Below are 20,251 nucleotides of genomic sequence, written 5' to 3' on the forward strand. Positions count from 1 at the left end.
CTAATAAATTGAATATTTTAATATAAAATCATACTACTGAAGTCTGAACAGTTATGAATAAAGATATAGTATACTTATAGATAATAAAGAAAGTAGAAGGAGTGCTCCAAATGACAATAATGGATATGCCTAATTTTTTATGGATTACAATTGGAGCTATGATAATATTAACTTTATTTTGTAATCTTGCTTTAAACAAATGGTTTGCACCTGCAATTATTACATTTATCGTCTTGGGTGTTGCAGCATTCTTAATTCCAAACTTCCAAGATATTACTTATGAACCATTACTTGGTTATGCAGCATTTCTAGCTATAGTCAGTTTGATTATTAGTTTTTTAATTTGGTATTTCACACGAGATTTTCGACGCAAACGTAAAGAGAAGAAAATGCAAAAAGCTATTGCTAAACGTGGGGGAATTCCAGAAGAACATATGGAAGATTATAAACACTATAGAAAGCGATAAATAATAAAAACTACGGTAATCCTTATTATTGGGGATTAGCGTAGTTTTTTAGTATAATTATTTTTTGTATGCTTGTTGTATATTGTTTAATTGTTCGATTGTTAAATTGATGCCACCTTCACCAAAGAACCATGCATTCGATTCAAAAGGGGTTACATCATTTTGTTTGATAGCTTTCACATTTTTTATTACAGGATTTTTCAACGTCTGAGGAATATGCTGTTTATCTTGCTTTAAATCTTTTGTTCTATCAATAACAAAAATTTTATCAGGGTTAAGTTTTTCAAGATATTCATTTGAAACTAATATACCACTTGAATTTGCTTTCATTTTCGGATCAGCATGTTTGATGCCTAAATCTTTGTTTAAAAAGCCTCCAAATCTACCACTATCTGCAAATGCTTTAATTCCTTTATCATCTACATTTAAGAACAGCACACGATCATTGTTTATACTCTTTTTAGTTTCATTAACTTTATCATCTAATTTTGAAATTAATTTATCTGTCTGTTGCTCTTTATTAAAGATCTTCCCAATATTTTGTGTATTATGCTTAATAGATTTTATGTAATTATCATTATCTGGACTTACAAATACTATTTTGGCTTTAGGAGCAGCTTTTTTCATTTCATCTAGCGTCTTTGTATGTGCCTGTCTAAATGAAGCAAATATTACATCTGGTTTTGTTTTAGCTAAAGCATCATAATCTGGTTGACCTGGATTACCTAAATTTGTATATTTTTTATCTTTAAACTCATTCAAGCTCTTAGGTAAAAAAGATGCACCTTGACCTTTAGAAATTGCTACGATTTTATTTTGTAATTTCAATGATTTCATAATATCTAAAGCACCATAATCCATAACTGCAACACGTTTAGGATTTTCAGGAACTTTAATTTTTTCTGTTTTCATTTTCCCACGATTATGATCTTTATTTTTATCTTTAAATTCATAAGTTTGTTTATTACTAACTGTTTTTTGATCTTTTTCTGCTTTTTCATTTGAATTGGAACCACACGCTGCTAACATCACAGCAAAACATAAAACTACAAACAATATTTTCTTCATTACTTTATCCTCCTTATAATAGCTTTTATTATATCCTAATTGAAAAGTGTTATCAATTAGATTTTTAAAAACTTAGTTTTATACTATTACTTTGATTGCGGAATAATTCACTTTTTGCAGAAAATATGTAAAATCTAACAAACCAATGATAATAACTACATTAATAAGTACAAACTCACAATCATAGGAGATAAATGTATATCAAAACTTTAACTATTACTGAATGCAAAATAATAGTTAAATATAGGACAATCAATAAAATATACTTGCTTAAAGCAGGTTAACTTAGATGCTAGTGATTTATTATTCAAAATTTACAGGATTGTTCAAATACAAACATATGGAATTGAATAGCATTTTGACTTTAGAGATAAATGTCTTAAAAGAATGAGCTTGAACAAAATTCTGATTAGAATTATCAACAAATTAAATAATATGAATAATTTTATTAGTTAAATGACTCGAATTTGAATTTATAAAATGTGATGAATTAGATTTATAAGCATTAGCAAGCTAAATTATATTTATTGGATTTAGTAACTGAAATCAAGTCTTAAATAATAACATAATTTCAACTATAGAAAACAACCAATAATTAATGAACAGGATTATCTATAATTTTAAAAATTGAAATCTACTAATGAATGATATGAAAGACGTTGATGCAAATTAACAGTATGATAGATGAAATAGGGTTATAATGCGCACTTTTCAATCACTACACATAACTTCCTATAATATATATTATGTAAACTAAAAACAAAATTTCAAAATATGCCATATGAATCAATGACTTTAACTGTTCATTAGTTATATTTAATGTAATTTCATGTTTAATATATTAAACGTTTATAACTGCTCATACATGTTGCTTATTATTACTGAACGATTTATCGTCCTTATAAACTTACAACGATCTAATCCATATATTGCGAATTAACTCGCAATCTTAAAAATTTTACGCCACAACATTCTAATTTTTAAGATTTAATTATATCCATAATACTCAGACAACCAATTGCATTATTGCTCATCATGCTGTAAGTGATTCTAGATTACATTCAACGTACAATGACACGTAAAATTAATTTTCGATGCTCAGAAATTGCAATCTCAGCGTCATAATATCGAACACGCAACATGCTGCTAGATATATCCATATACAGCTGTCATCTTTATGATATATAAATAATAATATGATGGAACAATCCTTAGTTGATTGGTTTTAAACTAAAAGTAAACTACTATAGGTTTACATAACATATTTATGGTTATTTATATTTTATAGTTGCATTTACTTTATATATGTTTATACTGTTATTATTATTAACTTAGGAGTGACTAAAATGAGTCAAAACAATCGAATCAAATGGCCAAGTTTAGTTGTTGGTGTGATTTTCCTGATTATAGCAGTTTTTATCATGAGTTTTCCTCAAGAAAATCTCTTCGTTATTACTTGGCTAATTGGACTATTATTTATAATCAATGGCTTTATGGAGCTTGTGATGAGCTTTAATATGAGGAAGCATACAAATCAAAATTCAGTATTCATAATGCTAACTGCTGTTATTAATATTATTATCGGTATTGTCATTATGCTTAATATTGTTACGAGTACTACATTTATCATTTATCTATTTGCTGTTTGGTTTATTATTCATGCAGTTTTAGCTATATTTACAGTTACACAGCTCGAGAGATCTAATCGTTTATTACACACGATTTCTATTTTTATTAATATTTTAGAAATAATTTTGGGGATACTTTTATTATTTAACCCTATAATTGCAGCTGTGCTAGTATCATTTGTACTTGCGTTCGTATTTGTGATTATAGGTATCTCACAAATTATTATCGCATTATCATAATAAATTAATTTTAAAAACCACATTGTAAGACAAAAGCGTTTATTGAAATAAATGTATTTCAATAAACGCTTTTTTAAAGATAATTCGGTAGTTATAATGACACTATTTCGTTAGCAAATTTGTTAGAGCTAATCATAGGCAATAATCGAGCCATTTCATTGCAAAAACAAAAATTATAAAAATAAATTTTACTATAAAAATATTATAATGTAATGATATTGCAATATAATATTTCGATTGATATACTAAAAATGTGGAAGACATCGAGTATCAACAACTAAGATTATTCCACACAATTTAGTATACTTGTTATATTAGATTGCCATCCTAATATAACTAATATTTTCATTTAAAAATGAAAGACAGCAACCTGAATTTTGCTCATACATAATCAGGTTGCTGTTTTATTTTTGCTATTTTTTCACTTTTTTACGTACATTATTTAATGTATTAAACAGCCAATATTTCGTCTTCTTAATCGGCTTATAGAAGTCACCAATCAACTCTTCAATTTGTACATTAAAGCCTCGTTTAAATCTATATACACCGTAATCCTCACTATTTTCAGTGAAATCACCTGATAATCCATAGAAATTATAACGCGCATACCCATGTTCAAAGCAATAATTCATCATAAACCAATGCATCATATAAGGTCCCATATATTGATTATATTTCGTTGATGATCCACCAGAGAAATAGTTAACTTCATAAGCATTTGCAAAGTAAACACCAGATGCTAGGTTTAATATCGAACCGTCTGTTTGACGTAATTCACTTGCTTGTAACAATTCTTTCTTGTCATGTTCAATTTGTTTATCTAGTTCAGCAATTTTCTTTAACTGCTTATCATTTTTATTTTCTTTTTGCATGATTTGATCTCTACGTGATTCTTTATCATTAATGGCTTCTTGAGTGCTATTAATATATTCATCTAAATCAATATACGCTAACGGCACCAATGCTTTGTCGCCATAATTATCAATAAAATTATAGAAATATTCATCTGTTTTCGATACAAATCCAGTACGTTCTTCTGTTTCTCTGTATAAATCCAAGAATATACCGAACTCATCACGTGATAACATACGTACCTTTACGCCATAATTAATCGCTTTATTAATATTACGCTTTCTTTGGCTATCAAATTGCTTTTTCAAACTAGCAGGCGTTTCATTTTCAAGGTTTAGTACACCCATCCATCTCACTTGGCTTGAAGTATCGTATTTTGTAGTGAAGCCATGATGCGTATAGCCATGTGATTTAAACAGATTAACCAATGCGTCATTTTCATTATATTCTGGTAAAGGATTAATATCTTTATCATAGACATTATAAATCCAATACGGATCCATTTTCACATATAAACAATTGTTTTGTTGTAAATATGTATCTAATTCACGCAAATAGAAATCCACTAAACCTAAATCGTTATAATCCATGACCGGACCACGGTTTGAATAATAAACATAGCTACCCATTGTGGGAATTTTAGAGAAAAGACTAGCAGCAATAACTTGATTATCGTCATCTTTTAAGCCTAATAATACAACTTGAAATCCATCTTCTTCTCTCGTCGCAATATTTTCTTTCACTTGAAAGTAATGACTTTCTAATGCTGGATTCTGTACAAAATTGTCATATTCTTTGACAGTTAACTCTGTAAATTTCATTCTAGCTTAGTTCCCTTCTATAATTTATGTTTACTTCTTTATATCTTTTAATTTTTTAAGTGCTGTATATATTTTATATGCTGGTTTGTTAATTGGTTTGATAAAATCACCAACGTATTCAATTACATCTGCATTGAAACCTTTTTTAAATTTAACTACGCCTGCATCCTCTGCATCTTCTGTAAAGTCACCACTAATCCCATAAAAATTATAGCGGTCTATATTATTGTCTAATGCATAGTTTATCATAGTCCATTGCACTGCATAACTTCCAGCAAAATGTCTAAACTCATTTGATGTACCACCGGCATAGTAGACAACTTCATAAGGGTTGATAATGAAGAATGCTGCAGATATTGGTAACTCATTACCATGTTGCTCTTGTAATGCTTTTGCTTCATCAATTTTCTGTTGATTTGCAATAAGTTGTTTTTCTAAATTATCTCTTTTGTTATAAGCTTTTTTATTTTCTGGACGTTTTTCTATATCTTTTAAAGCTTTGTTGATATCTTTACTTAAAACTTCACGTTCAGCAGTAAGTTCTTCGATATATTCATCAAAATCCATATATGCCAACGGTACCAGCACACGATTTTTATAATATTTCAAACGATTATAATAGAAACTATCGTCTCTATCTTCGAAAGCTTTAGTTTCAGAAGTATCTTCCATAAATGCTCTAAAGATTGGCAATTCATCTTCACCTAAGAAACGTACTTTAACACCATTTTTTTGAACTTTTTTAGTGTTTCGCTTACGTAAACCATCCATGTCTTTTAGGACATCCTTATCAGTCTTATCCTTTAAATCTAATACTGAGTGAAATCTTATTTGAACGACTGGATCAAAACCAGTTAAGAAACCTTGGTGTTTATAACCTAAATGCTTCATCTTATCGAAGATCCAATCATGCCCTGCATTCTCTAATACATCACCATCATGATTTCGATATTGGTAAGGTAAATATGGATCAACTCTTAAATAAAGCGCACGATGTTTCTTTACATATTTTGATAATTCATTAAAGAAGTAATGCACAAGTTCTTTATTTTCAAAATCTATTACCGGTCCACGGTTAGTATAAAAATATTTAAAGTATTTCATTACAGGTACAGCAGTTAATAAACATGCTGCAATAACTTCATTTTCATTATTTTTTATACCTACTAAATGTGTTTCTGTACCTTCTGCAATTTTTAATTCATAGTTCCCCACCATTTGAGTGAAATGGCTATTAGGCATACTATCTGTAAATGTCCCGAATTCTTTTGCAGTCAAATTAGTAAATTTCATTTTATATACTCCTAAATGTCTATGATTCTATTTCTAATATTATAATCTTCAATCTTTATTATTATACAATATTCATTTATAAAACAAAATCAATACCTATGTTCAACGATGTTGATTTAATGCATTTTATAACGTTTTCTTTAAATAAAATAATATTTTACACTTAATCACTATCTATTCTTTCAAAATGTATTAAAAATAAGAACTAGTTACCGTAAAGTACAAAAACTGGAAAACATAAAGTTCTCCAGTTTTATACTACTTAATACAGTAATTAAGCTTTGCTTCTATTTTAATTTATTTTAATGCATCACGCAAAGTTTTACCTATCTCAACACTAGATTGTGGGTTTTGACCAGTGATAAATTGTCCATCTGTTTCAACATGTTCAACAAAATTATCTTTAACAATAAATTTAGCCCCTTGATTCTCTAGCTCTGTTTGCGTCAAGAATGGCACTTTGTCGTCTAATCCCATTGCACGTTCTTCATCATCAGTAAATGATGTTAGCGTAACGCCTTGGACTAAAAAGTTGCCATCGTAATCTTTGGCACCGACAAATGCACTTGGACCGTGACATACAGATGAAATGACTTTGCCATCAGATTTAAAGTCAGCTAATATAGATGCTAATTTTTGATTGTGCGCATAGTCAAAAACTGTACCATGACCGCCCGGTAAATAGACAGCATCGTAATTTTGGACATCAACTGTTTCAATACTTGGCACATCTTTTATAGCATTAACAAAGTTATCATATTGAGTTAACTCATCATTTTGTGTTGAATTGGGATCTAATGGTACTGCTCCACCTTGAATAGACACAATATCTACATCAATGCCTGCTTCTGTTAAAATATTATATGGTTCACTAGCTTCTTCTAACCATAAACCTGTTGGTGTACCATCATCATATTGACTTCTGCTCGTTAATATAAATAAGACTTTTTTACTCAAAATAAGTCACCTCTTCATTAGTAATATGAGTAGTTTCTAAATCTTTATTTTAAACTCATTTCTTCCTTTAATATTTTACCCGTACTAAATAAAGAGTATGCATTTCTTACTACATTTATTTTAACTATCAAGTGCTTGACGAATTGAATTTAAATAATCTGTAGTTGTATCGTGGTTATCTTCGCTAAAACGTCTAACAATCTCACTACCGATAACGACACCATCAGAAGCTTCAATAATATCTTTCACATGATCAGGCGTTCTAATACCAAATCCTGCTACTACTGGTACACTCGAAATTTCTTTAATTTGCTTAATTTTTGACTTTAGTTGTGGATGAAACTTACCATTTTCCCCTGTAGTGGCATTCATGGTAACGGTATAGATAAAACCTTCTGCTTGTTTAGCAATTTGCTCAATTCGTTCTTCAGAAGTCGTCATAGCAATTAATGAAATGATATATAGCTTACGTTGTGGATGGCGCTCCTTTAGTTGTTCTAATAATTCAAATGGCAAATCAGGTATTATTAATCCATACACGCCTGCATCTTCACATGCTGTAAAGAAAGCATCTTCTCCATAAAAATTTATTATATTATAATAAGTCATCAATACATAATCACTCTCAATTTCAGCTTGATGAGATTTTAATTCATCCAATATATATTGAATGTTTACACCTTCTTCAATCGCCTTGCTTCCTGCATCCATAATCACGGGTCCATCAGCAACAGGATCAGAGAATGGCACACCTACTTCTATAATATCTGCACCAGCAGCACTTAAAGTTTTCATATTTTCAATAAAACTTTTGTTTCCCATTATATAAGGAATAAATAGTTTACTCATTATTGTCACCGCCTTGTTGCATATAATTCCTTATCGTTTCCATATCTTTATCTCCACGTCCTGATACAGTAACTACAAGAATTTCATCTTTACTCATCTTTGGAGCTAATGATTCTACATAGCTTAGTGCATGGGCACTTTCAATAGCTGGTATAATACCTTCAGCCTTAGTAAATGAAACAAGTGCATCCATTGCTTGTTTATCACTCGCAGTTTCATAAGTCACACGCCCAATATCATGATAATATGAGTGTTCTGGTCCAACGCCTGGATAATCTAAACCAGCTGATATAGAGTGGGCTAACTGAATCTGGCCATGATCATCTTGTATTAAATACATTTTAGTACCATGTAATACCCCTTCTTTACCTTTGTTGATAGCTAACGCATGCTTATCACTATCAATACCTTCACCTGCAGCCTCTACACCATATAATTTCACAGCATCATTGATAAATGGATAAAATGTACCAATCGCATTAGATCCTCCGCCAACACACGCTACAACTGCATCGGGTAAACGCCCTTCCTTTTCAAGAATTTGCATTTTTATTTCTGATCCAATCACACTTTGAAAGTCTCTAACCATAGTTGGAAATGGATCAGGTCCTAAAGCTGATCCTAATAAATAATGCGTATCTTCTACATGACTGACCCAATATTGTAATGCTTTGTTGACAGCATCTGATAAAGTGCCTTGACCTTCAGTAACAGGTTCAACTTTGGCACCAAGTAATTCCATTCGAAAGACGTTTAAAGATTGTCGTTTTATGTCTTCTTCACCCATAAAGACTACGAGTTCCATATCAAACAATGCTGCAACAGTTGCACTCGCAACACCGTGTTGACCTGCTCCAGTTTCGGCAACTAATTTATTTTTCCCCATGCGTTTAGCCAATAACGCCTGCCCCAAAGCGTTGTTTATTTTATGCGCACCTGTATGATTTAAATCTTCTCTTTTTAAATAAATCTTTGCGCCACCAAGTTGTTCAGTATACGATGCTGCATATGTTAAAGGGGTACTACGGCCTACATAGTCCTTTAAATAGTTATCTAATTCTTGTTGAAAGGCTGGATCTGCTTGCGCCTCTTTATAAGCCTTTTTTAATTCTTGAATTGCAGGCATCAATGTTTCTGGTACATATTGACCACCATATGCTCCAAAAAATCCAAATTCATCTGCTTCTGTTTGTATTTTTTTAACCATTTTGTTGTACTCCTTTCACATATTCAATGATTTCATACATTTTCTCACTATCTTTAACCCCATCAGTTTCAATTCCACTTGCAATGTCATAACCCACATGATTCAAATTAAGTTGTTCGATTTTTTTTATATTTTCCAAATTAATACCACCAGCAATTAAAAATTCAATATCACTTAATGATTTAAGTATCGACCAATCATAAACTTTTCCAGTGCCACCAAAATCTTCAGATGGTGTATCGATAATAAACAAATCAACACTTTGTTGATAATGAATAATAGATTGTTGCAATGTTGCTAAATCTTTTGCAGGTAATGCCTTTATAATTTTTAGTTGTGGTGCAATTTGCTTTATATAATTTATTGTGGCTAAAGTTTCATCTCCGTGTAATTGAATGGTTGTAATACCAGTATGCGTTATTAAGTCAGATATAGTAGTTTTGCTAGGGTTGACCACAATAACCACTTTCTCTTTATCGTCGGGAATGAGTTGGGTGAATTGATTAATGGTTTGTACATCTACAAAACGTTTACTCTTTGGATAATGTATAAAACCAATTGCATCAATATTTAAATTTTTCGCCTTTTCAACATCATCTAATGTTTTAAAGCCACAGAATTTTAGTTTCATTATGACTTCACCTTATCTAATTTTAAGCTTGGCAAAAATTCATTTAATTTATCACTTTTCATCAAAGATTCTCCAATCAACAAGCCATCGATACCTGAATCAACAATATTTTCAACATCTTGTTTGTCATGAATACCACTTTCTGAAATATAGAAATATCCTGATTTTTTATCTTGTAATATTTCATTTGTATGCAGGACATCTGTAACAAAACGTCTTAAATCTCGATTATTCACTCCAATAATTTTAGGATCCAACTTATAAGCACGTGCTAATTCTTGTCTGTCATGAACTTCTATCAAGGCTTCTAGACCTAATGATGTTGCATAATCATATAAATCACGCAATGCTTCATCAGTAAGCACATTGACGATTAATAATATTATCGAAGCACCTGCTTGTTTGGCCACATCGATTTGTATGCGATCTACTACAAAATCTTTGCATAATACAGGTAAATTGGTTTCAACAGTTAATTCTTGTAGCCTTTCATAGCTTCCAGAAAAATAACGTTCATCAGTTAATACTGATACAGCATTCGCTCCATATTGTTCATAATCCTTTACTTGTTGTGTTAAATTCCTCTCCGGTAATTTATCTAGAGACGGACTTTTCGACTTGATTTCTGCTATAACAGCTAAATCATTTGATTGTGCTAACTGTGACTCTAATGTAGGTTTATGGGAAACATCAATTTTTGATAATGATTCTAGTTTTTCTTCATAATATCCTACCTTTATCAGGTCCATTTTATACTCTACGATTTCATCTAATATAGTCATACGTTTTGCCTCCCATTTTATTGTACTGTTCTAATGCTTTACCCTCATTAATCAATGTTTGCGCTTTTTCTACTCCATCTTTGATACTTTCAGCTTTCTCAGCAACGTAAAGTGCTATACCAGCGTTCAACACAACAACATCTCTTTTTGCTGTTTGATCGCTACCAGTCAAAATATTTTTTGTAATTTCTAAGTTATCTTGTGGACTGCCACCAACTAAGGCCTCATTGTTCGCACTTTGTAGTCCGACATCTGTTGCATTTAACGTATAATTGATCACGTCTCCTGTTTCAGTTACCTCATAAATAATATTGTCTCCTGAAAGCGTTGCTTCATCCATACCATTTGCACCATGCATTACGATTGCTCTTTTTCTCCCTAAATCTGCAAGGGTATGCGCAATTTTTTCTAATTTGGATGTTTCATAAACGCCCATCACTTGATAATCCAATTTAAATGGATTAATTAATGGACCAGTAATATTAAATATTGTTGGCGTACTAATTTGTTTTCTAACAGGTTGGATATGCTTCATAATTGGATACGTTTCTGTTGCACTTAAAAACACTAACCCTTTATCTTGAAGTTGTTCAGGTGTTTCCTCAACTGTTCTCGTCTTGATATTCATCGCATTTAATAGATCTGTACTTCCAGAGGCAGATGTTACGCTTTTATTTCCATGTTTAATTACAGGGACACCAGCGCTAGCAACTACAAATGAAACAGTAGTTGAGATATTAAAGCTATTTGACTTATCTCCACCTGTACCACAAACGCACATACTATTGCTATAGGTAGGTTGTTGATCATACATTGAATGAATTAAACTTTTTGAAATATAAGTTAACTCATCTTGAGTAATTTCCTTTTCTGAAAATGTCTCTAATAATTTCACCTTTTCACTATCAGTTAAATCTGTGTTGATTAGACTGGAAATAAATTCATTCATATCTTCTTGATTTAATGGTTTATATTGATTTAACTTTGTTTGTAATTGCATTGTCTTTTGCCTCCCTTACTATTTCGATAAAGTTTTTGATTATTGTTTCACCATATTCTGTGGCAAATGATTCAGGGTGATACTGAATACCAAAATGTAATTCACTTTGATGTTCAAATGATTGAATACAATCCGCGGTTTCTGCAGTTATTGTTAAACAATTAGGAAATGTTTTAGGATTACTAATCAACGAGTGATATCGCATTATTTCAGAATATTCTGGCATATTTTGATATAAAGGTGTATCTTTGATTACTTTCATTTGATCTGTTTTTCCGTGCTTAATGCTATCAGCTTGTATTACATCTCCACCATAATATGCTGTTAAAGCTTGCGAGCCTAAACAAACGCCTAATATTGGTTTATCTTTATAATGTTCAATGATTGTCATTAAATCCTTTGTATCTAACGGATGTCCCGGTCCTGGCGAAATTAATACACCGTCGACATTCAAATCATATATATCAGGATCATCTGGATATTTCACTATAACTTCTTCTTGTTTAGCAATCATATCTACTAAGTTATAAGTAAACGAATCATAATTATCAACTATAAGAATCATGGTGATACCTCCAATAAACTTTTAGCTTTCAATCTTGTTTCTTCATATTCTTTTTCTGGAATAGAATCATATACAACACCACAACCTGCTTGTACATTAACATGTGTATCGTCTATCATCATTGTACGTATTGCTAAAGCAAAATCTAAATCATGATTACAATTGATATAACCTATACCTCCACTATAAATACCGCGTTTATGTGGTTGCGCTTCATAAATACGTTGAATTGCTCTTAACTTCGGTGCACCCGAAACTGTTCCAGTAGGTAATAAACTTGCAATGACTGACATCGGTGAGTAATCGTCGTTTAATTTACCCGTCACTTCACTGACAATATGAATAACGTGTTCATAACGCTCAATTGCCATTAGTTTTTCAATTTTTGAAGTTCCCGTCGCACTAATTCTATGAATATCATTTCTTCCTAAATCAACTAGCATACTGTGCTCGCTTAACTCTTTTTCATCATTTTTTAGTAATTTTTCATTTTCAATATCTTCAGCTTCATTCTTACCACGCTTAATTGTGCCTGCTATTGGATTTGTCACAACTGTATCACCTTTCACCTTAACAAAGCTTTCTGGTGAACTACCCACAACGATAGGCTCATCCATATTGAGATAATACATATATGGACTTGGATTTTGACGTTTTAAATTTTGATACAATTGATAAGCTAATTGCTTTAGATGATTGCCAAATTGATGACGATAACTATAAATAATAGAGGGTACGACTTGGAACATATCACCCTGCTGTATTAAAGACTTCATAGCACTAACCGTTTCTTCAAATTCTGACTGTGTCATATTAGCTTCAATCTGCTTATTACTTAAATCATGCGCTTTATATTCAGGATAAATCGTAATATGCTTTAATTCGTTAATTCTATCTTGAACACGCTGTTTCAATTCAGATTCTGCTTGATTTGAAAATAAATTAGTTGCGATAATAAACAATTGCTCTTTATAGTGGTCAAACACATAAACATCTTCTACCATATGAAATTTAGCATCATGCTGTGGATGATCTTCCAATTCAATTTGTTTTAAAACAGGAAACTCATGTCTAACTAAATCAAAACTACATGATCCTACAAACCCTGATATAAATGGTAGAGCTGCTAATTCACTATCATCGATTTCCGCTTTATAGTCGTTGACCAACACTTTCAATGCTTGATAAGGGTTATCATTAATTATTTTTTGTTGTTCATTCGTTACAACTTCTAAAGTTTCGTTATCTAATGTTACGGATCCATACGTATCAAATATCACAATGGAATAACGTCCCTTTAATTGTGATTGATCCGAACTTTCAAGGACAATTTTTTTCTTTCTTAATCTCGCTAATGCTTCCGGTGTTACTTCAGCATTTAATTTTTCATAATATATTTTCATTTCAACTTACCTCCTAATAAAAAAACAGCACCCTTAACTCAAATTATGTCAAGGACGCTGTCGCGCGGTACCACCTAAATTTAGTAGAAAAAAATCTCTACTCACTCTTAAGTTATTAAATTTTAAATCCAACAAAACCCAATTTCAGTTTATGTGAGTGTTAGTTTGCATCGACCACTAACTTTCTGAAACTACTCATTCATAACCTACTACATTTTGTTTTCCATAATTTTGAATATAAAAAGACACCACAATAACGCATTCTGTAAGGACGCGTTACCGTGGTGCCACCTTAGTTAACAATTTCATTTGTTCACTTAAAAAATATAATATTATACATTCAAAAGCCCAATTCACAATATATGCCGTGCTAATTTTCATCAACCATTAGCTTTCTGTGTACTACGAATCATATATGTTACTCATACTTTCAAATGGCAACCAAAGTTGCAAAAAGTAATTAACTAGAATAATACGAGCATCTCAGTTATTTGTCAACAGTAATCATCTTTTTTTTGAAAATTAATATCCTGTTATATATATTAAGCATCTACTAATTTAGTAAAAACTAACTTTGGATTGATCTTTATCTAATTTTATAATGACATTAGTATTGTCTCGTTCATGTTTACCATAATGTTCTTGTACTCCCGAAAATCTTGAATTACCTATTTTCTTCGTTGACAATTTACGATTAACATTAAGCATTCCCATATTTTCTAGGTCTTCTTTATATTCTTTCATATCATTTATTGATACACTAACTAAACTCGGTAGGTCAATCATTGTTTCTTGATGCTTTCCATTTTTCAGCGTAGTTTCAATATTAAACTTATGAAACTTTGGTTTTACATACTTTATTGTTCTTAAATCCTTTAATTCTTCATTGTATTTCTTATAATCTGAACTGCCCTTTTTTTCATAAGAAATCAATGATTTTAATGTATCTTCTCTAGAGCTATATTCTTTATCAAAGTTATGTTTATCCTGTTTCGCAGCCCATTTCACCACTTCTTTATCATCTTTTTTAGACAATTCTTTTAAGTTCGTTGTCGATTCTTCTAAATTATATCCTTTCATTTTGCCATCTTTAACTTGTATAATTTGAGTTATTTCATTAACTTTATTAATTTCTTTCGACGATTGATGAGATATGTATAAAATATGTTCCCCAGTTCCAAGTTTTGATAATGCTAATGGTTTATCTTCTTTTTTAGAATTAAAGCCACAACCTGCCAGTAAAATTGTAAACATTAATAATATTCCTATAACTTTTTTCATCATTGTCTCCTTTTCTGTTATTAAATTTTATATTATTCGTCATCATTCATTCTAGGATGCATTTTCTTTACATCTCTTTAATATTTCAAACAATATAAATTTATATTTTTTAACTTTCTTACGTTTTAATTATACATTGAAATTGATTGTGTTAATACATTTTTTTGTGTTACTAAATTTTAATACGATAATAGATTTTCCAATTACATAAATTGATATTGTCAAACACAAAAACACCCCTAAAAGTGAGTTTTTGGTTCTACTTTCAGGAGTATTTATAAAGATATTAAATTGACTTATAAAGCTGTAAGACAATATGCCTTTAGTAATGCTGCAGTGGCATTTAATGAGTCGATGTGTGTTCTTTCAAGTGCGTGTGATGATTCTATACCAGCACCAAATAAACCATGTCGTACATCTGCACCAGCTTTGAGCGCTGCTGATGCATCGGAACTATAATATGGATAAATATCAATTTTATATGGTATTTTATTAATTTTGCAGAGGCTAACGAGTTGTTCCTTTAAGGCTTTATGATATGGTCCTGAACCGTCTTTAGCACAAATTGAAACTGTGTATTCGTCGGATGCTTGGCCATCGCCTAGCGCTCCCATATCTAAAGCAATATATTCAACAACTTTAGGTGATATTGATGCATTTGCACCATAACCAATTTCCTCATTATTAGAAATATAAAATTGTGTCGTTTGTGGTAATGTTAATTGATTATGTTTGATATCCTTCAATAATTCAATAATCATTGCAACACTTGCTTTATCATCTAAATGACGCGATTTAATAAATCCAGATTCTGTTATTTGTGTCCTAGGATCGAAACTGATAAAGTCACCGACCTCAATCCCTAAACTTTCTGTATCTGCTTTGCTCATTACCTTTTCATCTAAACGTACTTCCATATGTTCTATATCCCGTGGTAGTTGATGATTATCACGATATACATGTACACTCGTTTCATGCATACAGATTGTGCCACTATAGATTTGACCTGCTGCTGTTTCTATTTCACAGTATTCACCTTCGATCGCATTATAATGAAATCCTCCGATTAATGTTAAAGCTAATCGCCCATCTTCTTTGATTTCTTTTACCATTGCACCTAATGTATCAACATGTGCAGTTATACATTTATACTGTGCATCGTTTTGACCATTAACTGTGATTAATAATGCACCTTTGTTAGTGATTTCCGTATCAAAACCTAATTTCTGTGCGTGTTGCTGTACATACTCTATCGCACGTGTAGTATGGCCTGATGGACTATTAATCTCTGTAAGTTCTTTAATTGTTTTAAAAATAGCTTCCATATGTACTACCTCACTTATGTTGATTTAATTAATAACTTTTAGTTATTTTTATTTCCGTTCTTATAATTATATATAATATACCTACAAAAAATAGTAAAACTTGAATAATTAGTGAACTTGGTGTTAACCACGTTGCGATAGCCCAAAGTAACGCTAAGACGCCTAATACAACCCCTACTTTGTTTACCTGTTCTGAATATTTTAAAAACATTTGTTGTGCAAATTGCCAACTTTTATCATTTTTCAATGATTTAAAACTGCGATAGCCCATTAGTAAATTGGGTTTAGCTATAAAATTTTGCTGCACATTCTTCTTGAAATTTCGTATGATCAAATGATGCGCTACTATGAAAGTTAGCAAAAGCATATTGCTACTTATCCTCCCTTAGATAAATTAACACAAAGATAGCCAACCCAAGTGATGATTTAATCTTGGGTTGGCATTTTATAAACTATATGTCTCGAACACTAAATGTTGAGTGTTTATTAGTGCAATTTCAATAATCATATAAAAGTATCTATTAAACATGTATCATTCCAAATATAAATTACTTAAATATATGACTAAACTTGTTACCTTAATACATTCTTAAGTGTTTATTCGATTTAATCTTTTTGAATTTCTTCCACTGTTTCTTCAACTTCTTGGCGCGATATTTTCTCACGTCCATTTTTCATTGCTTTTAAACTTTTATATGCAAGCGCTAGAGGTAGTCGACAGAATAATAATATCGTCTTTTTATTGATATCCTTTTTATATTCATCTGCTTTAGCTAGATTTTCTTCAGCATATTCAAATAAATCATCACGCGTCCAACCATCTGGTTTAAAGCTCACGCCACGTTCTTCTAAGTCTTCATCTTCATTACGCAAGATATTCACGGCTTGTAGACCTCGACCAAAGCCAATTGCTAAATCACGGTCAGTCTTAACACCGGCACAAATGTCCCAAATTTCTGACAACATGACACCTACTAATCCAGCAACATAATATGTATAATCATCCAAATCTTCTCGTGTATGGATTTCCCAGTTTGCCTTAGCCCACTTCGCCATACCATATGCCATCTCACTCGTAGATGACTTAACAACTGTTAATGTCTTATCTGGACAAGCCTCCAACCAATCACCTAAACGACGGGTAACTTCAGGCATATCATCTAGAACAGGTTCTAAAATATTAAGATATTCGGTCTCATTAAATGGTTTCTTTAACAAATCACTGACTTGCATTAATAAATCATATTTCAAATCATTATCGATTTCTTCATGATCTTCAATTTCATCAATTGCACGCATTACCAAATAAGCCGATGCAACTGTATGTTTGATTTCTTTATCTAAAAAAGTAATCGGTATATAGAATGTACGGCTCGTTTCTTTCAGAACTCGCATTGCATCCTTTGGGAAATTCTTTTCTGTCATTTTCTTGTTACCTCCCTTTTTTAAAATACTATCACATAATGGCAAAATAAAACATTATTCCAAGGCAAATTCAATTTATAGCCTTCAATTATCTATAAACAATATTTATTCTATAATTTACAATAAATAAGGTTTGCAATATTAAAAAATTATCATTTATATTTTTTGTATTATCCTAGTGATCAATACCCTTTTTGAAAATCAACTTTATTATTGAGATGATTTTTATTTTCTATATTTTGCAATGTCTCATAAAAGCATGCAACTGCATCATCAATATCTGTCAACGCTGATATGTGTGGTGTGATAGTTATATCACTTCTATCCCACAGAACAGAATTTGTCGGTAAAGGTTCTTCATCCACAACATCTAATATAGCATGGCGAACAGTATTATTTTCTAGTGCTTGTATTAAGTCCTCAGTATTGACAACTTGTCCCCTGCCTACATTAATAAAGACTGCTTTATTAAACGTTTTAAAAATAGTGCTATTAAATAACTGATTTGTTTCTTGTGTTAAAGGCAACGTGCTAATTATGTAATCTGATTTTTCTACATATTGACTAGATTGTGCTACTGTTGTCACAGCTTTAAATTCACTTTTTTGCTCGCCACTATACGAAATACCGTATACTGTAATACCTAATAACGAAAAAATTTCCGCTATTTTCTTACCAATTTCCCCTGTTCCAAATAGAGTTACTGTAATTTCCTTTAATGGTTTAGGAGTGACAACAGACCATTGTTTATTTCTTTGCTGTTTCTCTAATATTTCGTGATGTTGTGCTTCTTTAAGCATGTAACTGAGACAATATTCTGCCATTTTTTGTCCGAAATCTGTTACTGTTCTCGTTAAAAGTGTTCCTGATTCAAACCAACCCTTTAATTGTAAATAATTATTTACACCAGCATTGAACGTATGTACCCACGAAACTTGCTGCGGTTGAAAGCTTTGGCTAGGGCTAAAACCTACATATACATCTGCCCATATTAAATCATTATTATCTATTTCCTGTAATTGCTTAAATAATAAATTATAATTTTTTAATTTTGGTAGATATTCATGAAATGCTGCTTGATAATCACCAGCTATTAATATATTTTGAATCTTCATTATTATTCTCCTTTGTTAACTGTACCAAATCATACCTTCTATAATTATACATTTAAATTTTTATTCTTCGTTAATATTCCCTTCACTGTATCGACTAAATATACTGATTGATGTTGCTTATTAATACTTGCTACTATACAATATTACTATTCTGAAAATTTTGATAGAGGTGATTCGCTTTATGAAACAAATTCTTTTCGTCGGATTAGGTTTAATTGGCGGAAGTTTAGCTAGCAATCTTCGATATTATCATGATGATATTGAAATTACGGCATTTGATGCTGATGCATCACAACTAGAAAAGGCACATTCTATCGGCATTATCGATTATAAATCTACAGATTATCAGGCTTGTGTCGAAAATGCAGATATTATTATTTATGCCACACCAGTTCAACAAACAATTAAATATCTTCAAGAATTACCTAACTATCATATCAAAAAGCATGTCATCGTTTCTGATACGGGTAGTACAAAATCTACAATACAGCAGTACGAAAGTTATTTATTAAAGCACGATATTCATTTAGTTGGTGGCCACCCTATGGCTGGAAGTCATAAATCGGGAGTTCTTAACGCAAAAAAACATTTATTCGAAAATGCATTCTATATTTTAGTACATAATGAATCAGCAAATGATGATGCATTTGAAATTATACAAGAGCTATTGAAAACAACTGATGCTAAATTTATTTCAACAACTGCTGAAGAGCATGATTTTGTTACTGGTATCGTGAGTCATGTACCACATATCATCGCATCTAGTTTAGTACATCTTAATGCTGAACACGTTAAAGATTCATCCTTAGTTAAAACATTGGCAGCTGGTGGTTTTAGAGATATTACTCGAATCGCTAGTAGTAACCCTGTCATGTGGCGTGACATCACATTAGAGAACAAAGACACAATTTTAAAGTTATTACGAGAATGGAAACATCAAATGGCTGATGTGATTGATTTAATAGAACATAATAACCCTAAAGACTTACATGATTTCTTTAATGACGCTAAAGTATATCGTGATGAATTACCCCTTAAATCACAAGGTGCGCTGTCTGTCGAGTATGATCTATATGTAGATATTCCGGATAAACCAGGTATGATTAGCAAAGTAACTCACATCTTAAGTTTACATAATATTTCTATAAGTAACCTTAGAATATTAGAAGTCCGTGAAGATATTTATGGAGCCTTGCGTATTAGTTTTAAAAATCCTGAAGATCGCAAACACGGTGCTGAAGTACTAAGTGATTTTGATACTTATTTCGACTAGATTTTCATTGCGATATTTTGTGTAATTTACATCAAAAACCCAACACTCCCATTTTTAGGGGAATGTTGG

Annotated in this window: 19 protein-coding genes; 3 read left to right on the plus strand and 16 right to left on the minus strand. The window is 31.2% G+C overall.

What is annotated here, in order from left to right:
* Positions 1 to 110 precede the first annotated feature (110 nt).
* Positions 111 to 467, plus strand: coding sequence for a membrane protein (locus tag ACY191_RS09460; protein ID WP_042738732.1), 357 nt, complete (start codon positions 111 to 113; stop codon positions 465 to 467).
* A 57-nt stretch (positions 468 to 524) separates the two neighbouring features.
* On the opposite strand, the gene ACY191_RS09465 is transcribed toward ACY191_RS09460, so the two are convergent.
* Positions 525 to 1,535, minus strand: a complete 1,011-nt coding sequence (locus tag ACY191_RS09465; protein WP_463270010.1) for a siderophore ABC transporter substrate-binding protein — start codon at positions 1,533 to 1,535, stop codon at positions 525 to 527.
* Positions 1,536 to 2,881: 1,346 nt separating this feature from the next.
* Here ACY191_RS09465 and ACY191_RS09470 point away from each other — a divergent pair.
* Positions 2,882 to 3,403: a DUF308 domain-containing protein gene (locus ACY191_RS09470; RefSeq protein WP_042738734.1), complete on the plus strand. Its 522-nt coding sequence runs from the start codon at positions 2,882 to 2,884 to the stop codon at positions 3,401 to 3,403.
* A 413-nt stretch (positions 3,404 to 3,816) separates the two neighbouring features.
* On the opposite strand, the gene ACY191_RS09475 is transcribed toward ACY191_RS09470, so the two are convergent.
* The 15 genes from ACY191_RS09475 to ACY191_RS09545 all read right to left on the minus strand — a co-directional run bounded on the left by ACY191_RS09475 (position 3,817) and on the right by ACY191_RS09545 (position 18,909).
* The gene (locus tag ACY191_RS09475) at positions 3,817 to 5,076 is read right to left on the minus strand and encodes an aminoacyltransferase (protein WP_107528019.1); all 1,260 of its coding nucleotides are present in this window, start codon (positions 5,074 to 5,076) and stop codon (positions 3,817 to 3,819) included.
* Between the two features lie 30 nt (positions 5,077 to 5,106).
* A complete protein-coding gene (locus ACY191_RS09480; RefSeq protein ID WP_107528020.1) occupies positions 5,107 to 6,369 on the minus strand; it encodes an aminoacyltransferase in 1,263 nt (420 codons plus the stop codon).
* 297 nt (positions 6,370 to 6,666) lie between these two features.
* On the minus strand, positions 6,667 to 7,326 hold the full coding sequence (locus ACY191_RS09485) for a type 1 glutamine amidotransferase domain-containing protein (RefSeq protein ID WP_463270011.1): 660 nt from the start codon (positions 7,324 to 7,326) through the stop codon (positions 6,667 to 6,669).
* Positions 7,327 to 7,446: 120 nt separating this feature from the next.
* A complete protein-coding gene (trpA, locus tag ACY191_RS09490) occupies positions 7,447 to 8,175 on the minus strand; it encodes a tryptophan synthase subunit alpha (RefSeq protein ID WP_229367184.1) in 729 nt (242 codons plus the stop codon).
* Complete coding sequence (trpB, locus tag ACY191_RS09495; RefSeq protein WP_042738739.1) at positions 8,168 to 9,382, minus strand: tryptophan synthase subunit beta; 1,215 nt, start codon at positions 9,380 to 9,382, stop codon at positions 8,168 to 8,170. The genes trpA and trpB overlap by 8 nt, the downstream gene beginning before the upstream one ends.
* Positions 9,375 to 10,013: a phosphoribosylanthranilate isomerase gene (locus ACY191_RS09500; RefSeq protein WP_107513009.1), complete on the minus strand. Its 639-nt coding sequence runs from the start codon at positions 10,011 to 10,013 to the stop codon at positions 9,375 to 9,377. Before ACY191_RS09500 ends, trpB begins: the two co-directional genes overlap by 8 nt.
* Positions 10,013 to 10,795 (minus strand): indole-3-glycerol phosphate synthase TrpC, encoded by a 783-nt coding sequence (gene trpC, locus ACY191_RS09505; RefSeq protein ID WP_229367183.1) that lies wholly within the window; start codon positions 10,793 to 10,795, stop codon positions 10,013 to 10,015. Before trpC ends, ACY191_RS09500 begins: the two co-directional genes overlap by 1 nt.
* A complete protein-coding gene (trpD, locus tag ACY191_RS09510) occupies positions 10,779 to 11,795 on the minus strand; it encodes an anthranilate phosphoribosyltransferase (protein ID WP_107589400.1) in 1,017 nt (338 codons plus the stop codon). The genes trpC and trpD overlap by 17 nt, the downstream gene beginning before the upstream one ends.
* Positions 11,764 to 12,360 carry an anthranilate synthase component II gene (locus ACY191_RS09515; protein ID WP_229367182.1) on the minus strand — a complete coding sequence of 199 codons (597 nt, stop codon included), beginning with the start codon at positions 12,358 to 12,360 and terminating at the stop codon, positions 11,764 to 11,766. The genes trpD and ACY191_RS09515 overlap by 32 nt, the downstream gene beginning before the upstream one ends.
* Entirely contained in the window at positions 12,357 to 13,763 is a 1,407-nt protein-coding gene (locus ACY191_RS09520; protein ID WP_229367181.1) for an anthranilate synthase component I, read from the minus strand. The genes ACY191_RS09515 and ACY191_RS09520 overlap by 4 nt, the downstream gene beginning before the upstream one ends.
* A 558-nt stretch (positions 13,764 to 14,321) precedes the next feature.
* Positions 14,322 to 15,044, minus strand: coding sequence for a hypothetical protein (locus ACY191_RS09525; protein ID WP_229367180.1), 723 nt, complete (start codon positions 15,042 to 15,044; stop codon positions 14,322 to 14,324).
* A gap of 296 nt (positions 15,045 to 15,340) precedes the next feature.
* Entirely contained in the window at positions 15,341 to 16,369 is a 1,029-nt protein-coding gene (locus ACY191_RS09530; protein WP_042738746.1) for a M42 family metallopeptidase, read from the minus strand.
* Between the two features lie 28 nt (positions 16,370 to 16,397).
* Complete coding sequence (locus ACY191_RS09535; protein WP_463270012.1) at positions 16,398 to 16,703, minus strand: SdpI family protein; 306 nt, start codon at positions 16,701 to 16,703, stop codon at positions 16,398 to 16,400.
* Positions 16,704 to 16,975: 272 nt separating this feature from the next.
* The gene (locus tag ACY191_RS09540; protein WP_107512877.1) at positions 16,976 to 17,794 is read right to left on the minus strand and encodes a squalene/phytoene synthase family protein; all 819 of its coding nucleotides are present in this window, start codon (positions 17,792 to 17,794) and stop codon (positions 16,976 to 16,978) included.
* A gap of 182 nt (positions 17,795 to 17,976) precedes the next feature.
* Positions 17,977 to 18,909, minus strand: a complete 933-nt coding sequence (locus tag ACY191_RS09545) for a D-2-hydroxyacid dehydrogenase (RefSeq protein ID WP_042738749.1) — start codon at positions 18,907 to 18,909, stop codon at positions 17,977 to 17,979.
* A gap of 181 nt (positions 18,910 to 19,090) precedes the next feature.
* Here ACY191_RS09545 and ACY191_RS09550 point away from each other — a divergent pair, with 181 nt between their 5' ends.
* Complete coding sequence (locus ACY191_RS09550) at positions 19,091 to 20,182, plus strand: prephenate dehydrogenase (RefSeq protein WP_042738750.1); 1,092 nt, start codon at positions 19,091 to 19,093, stop codon at positions 20,180 to 20,182.
* Positions 20,183 to 20,251 lie beyond the last annotated feature (69 nt).

The organism is Staphylococcus sp. TCBT05 (assembly GCF_055179755.1).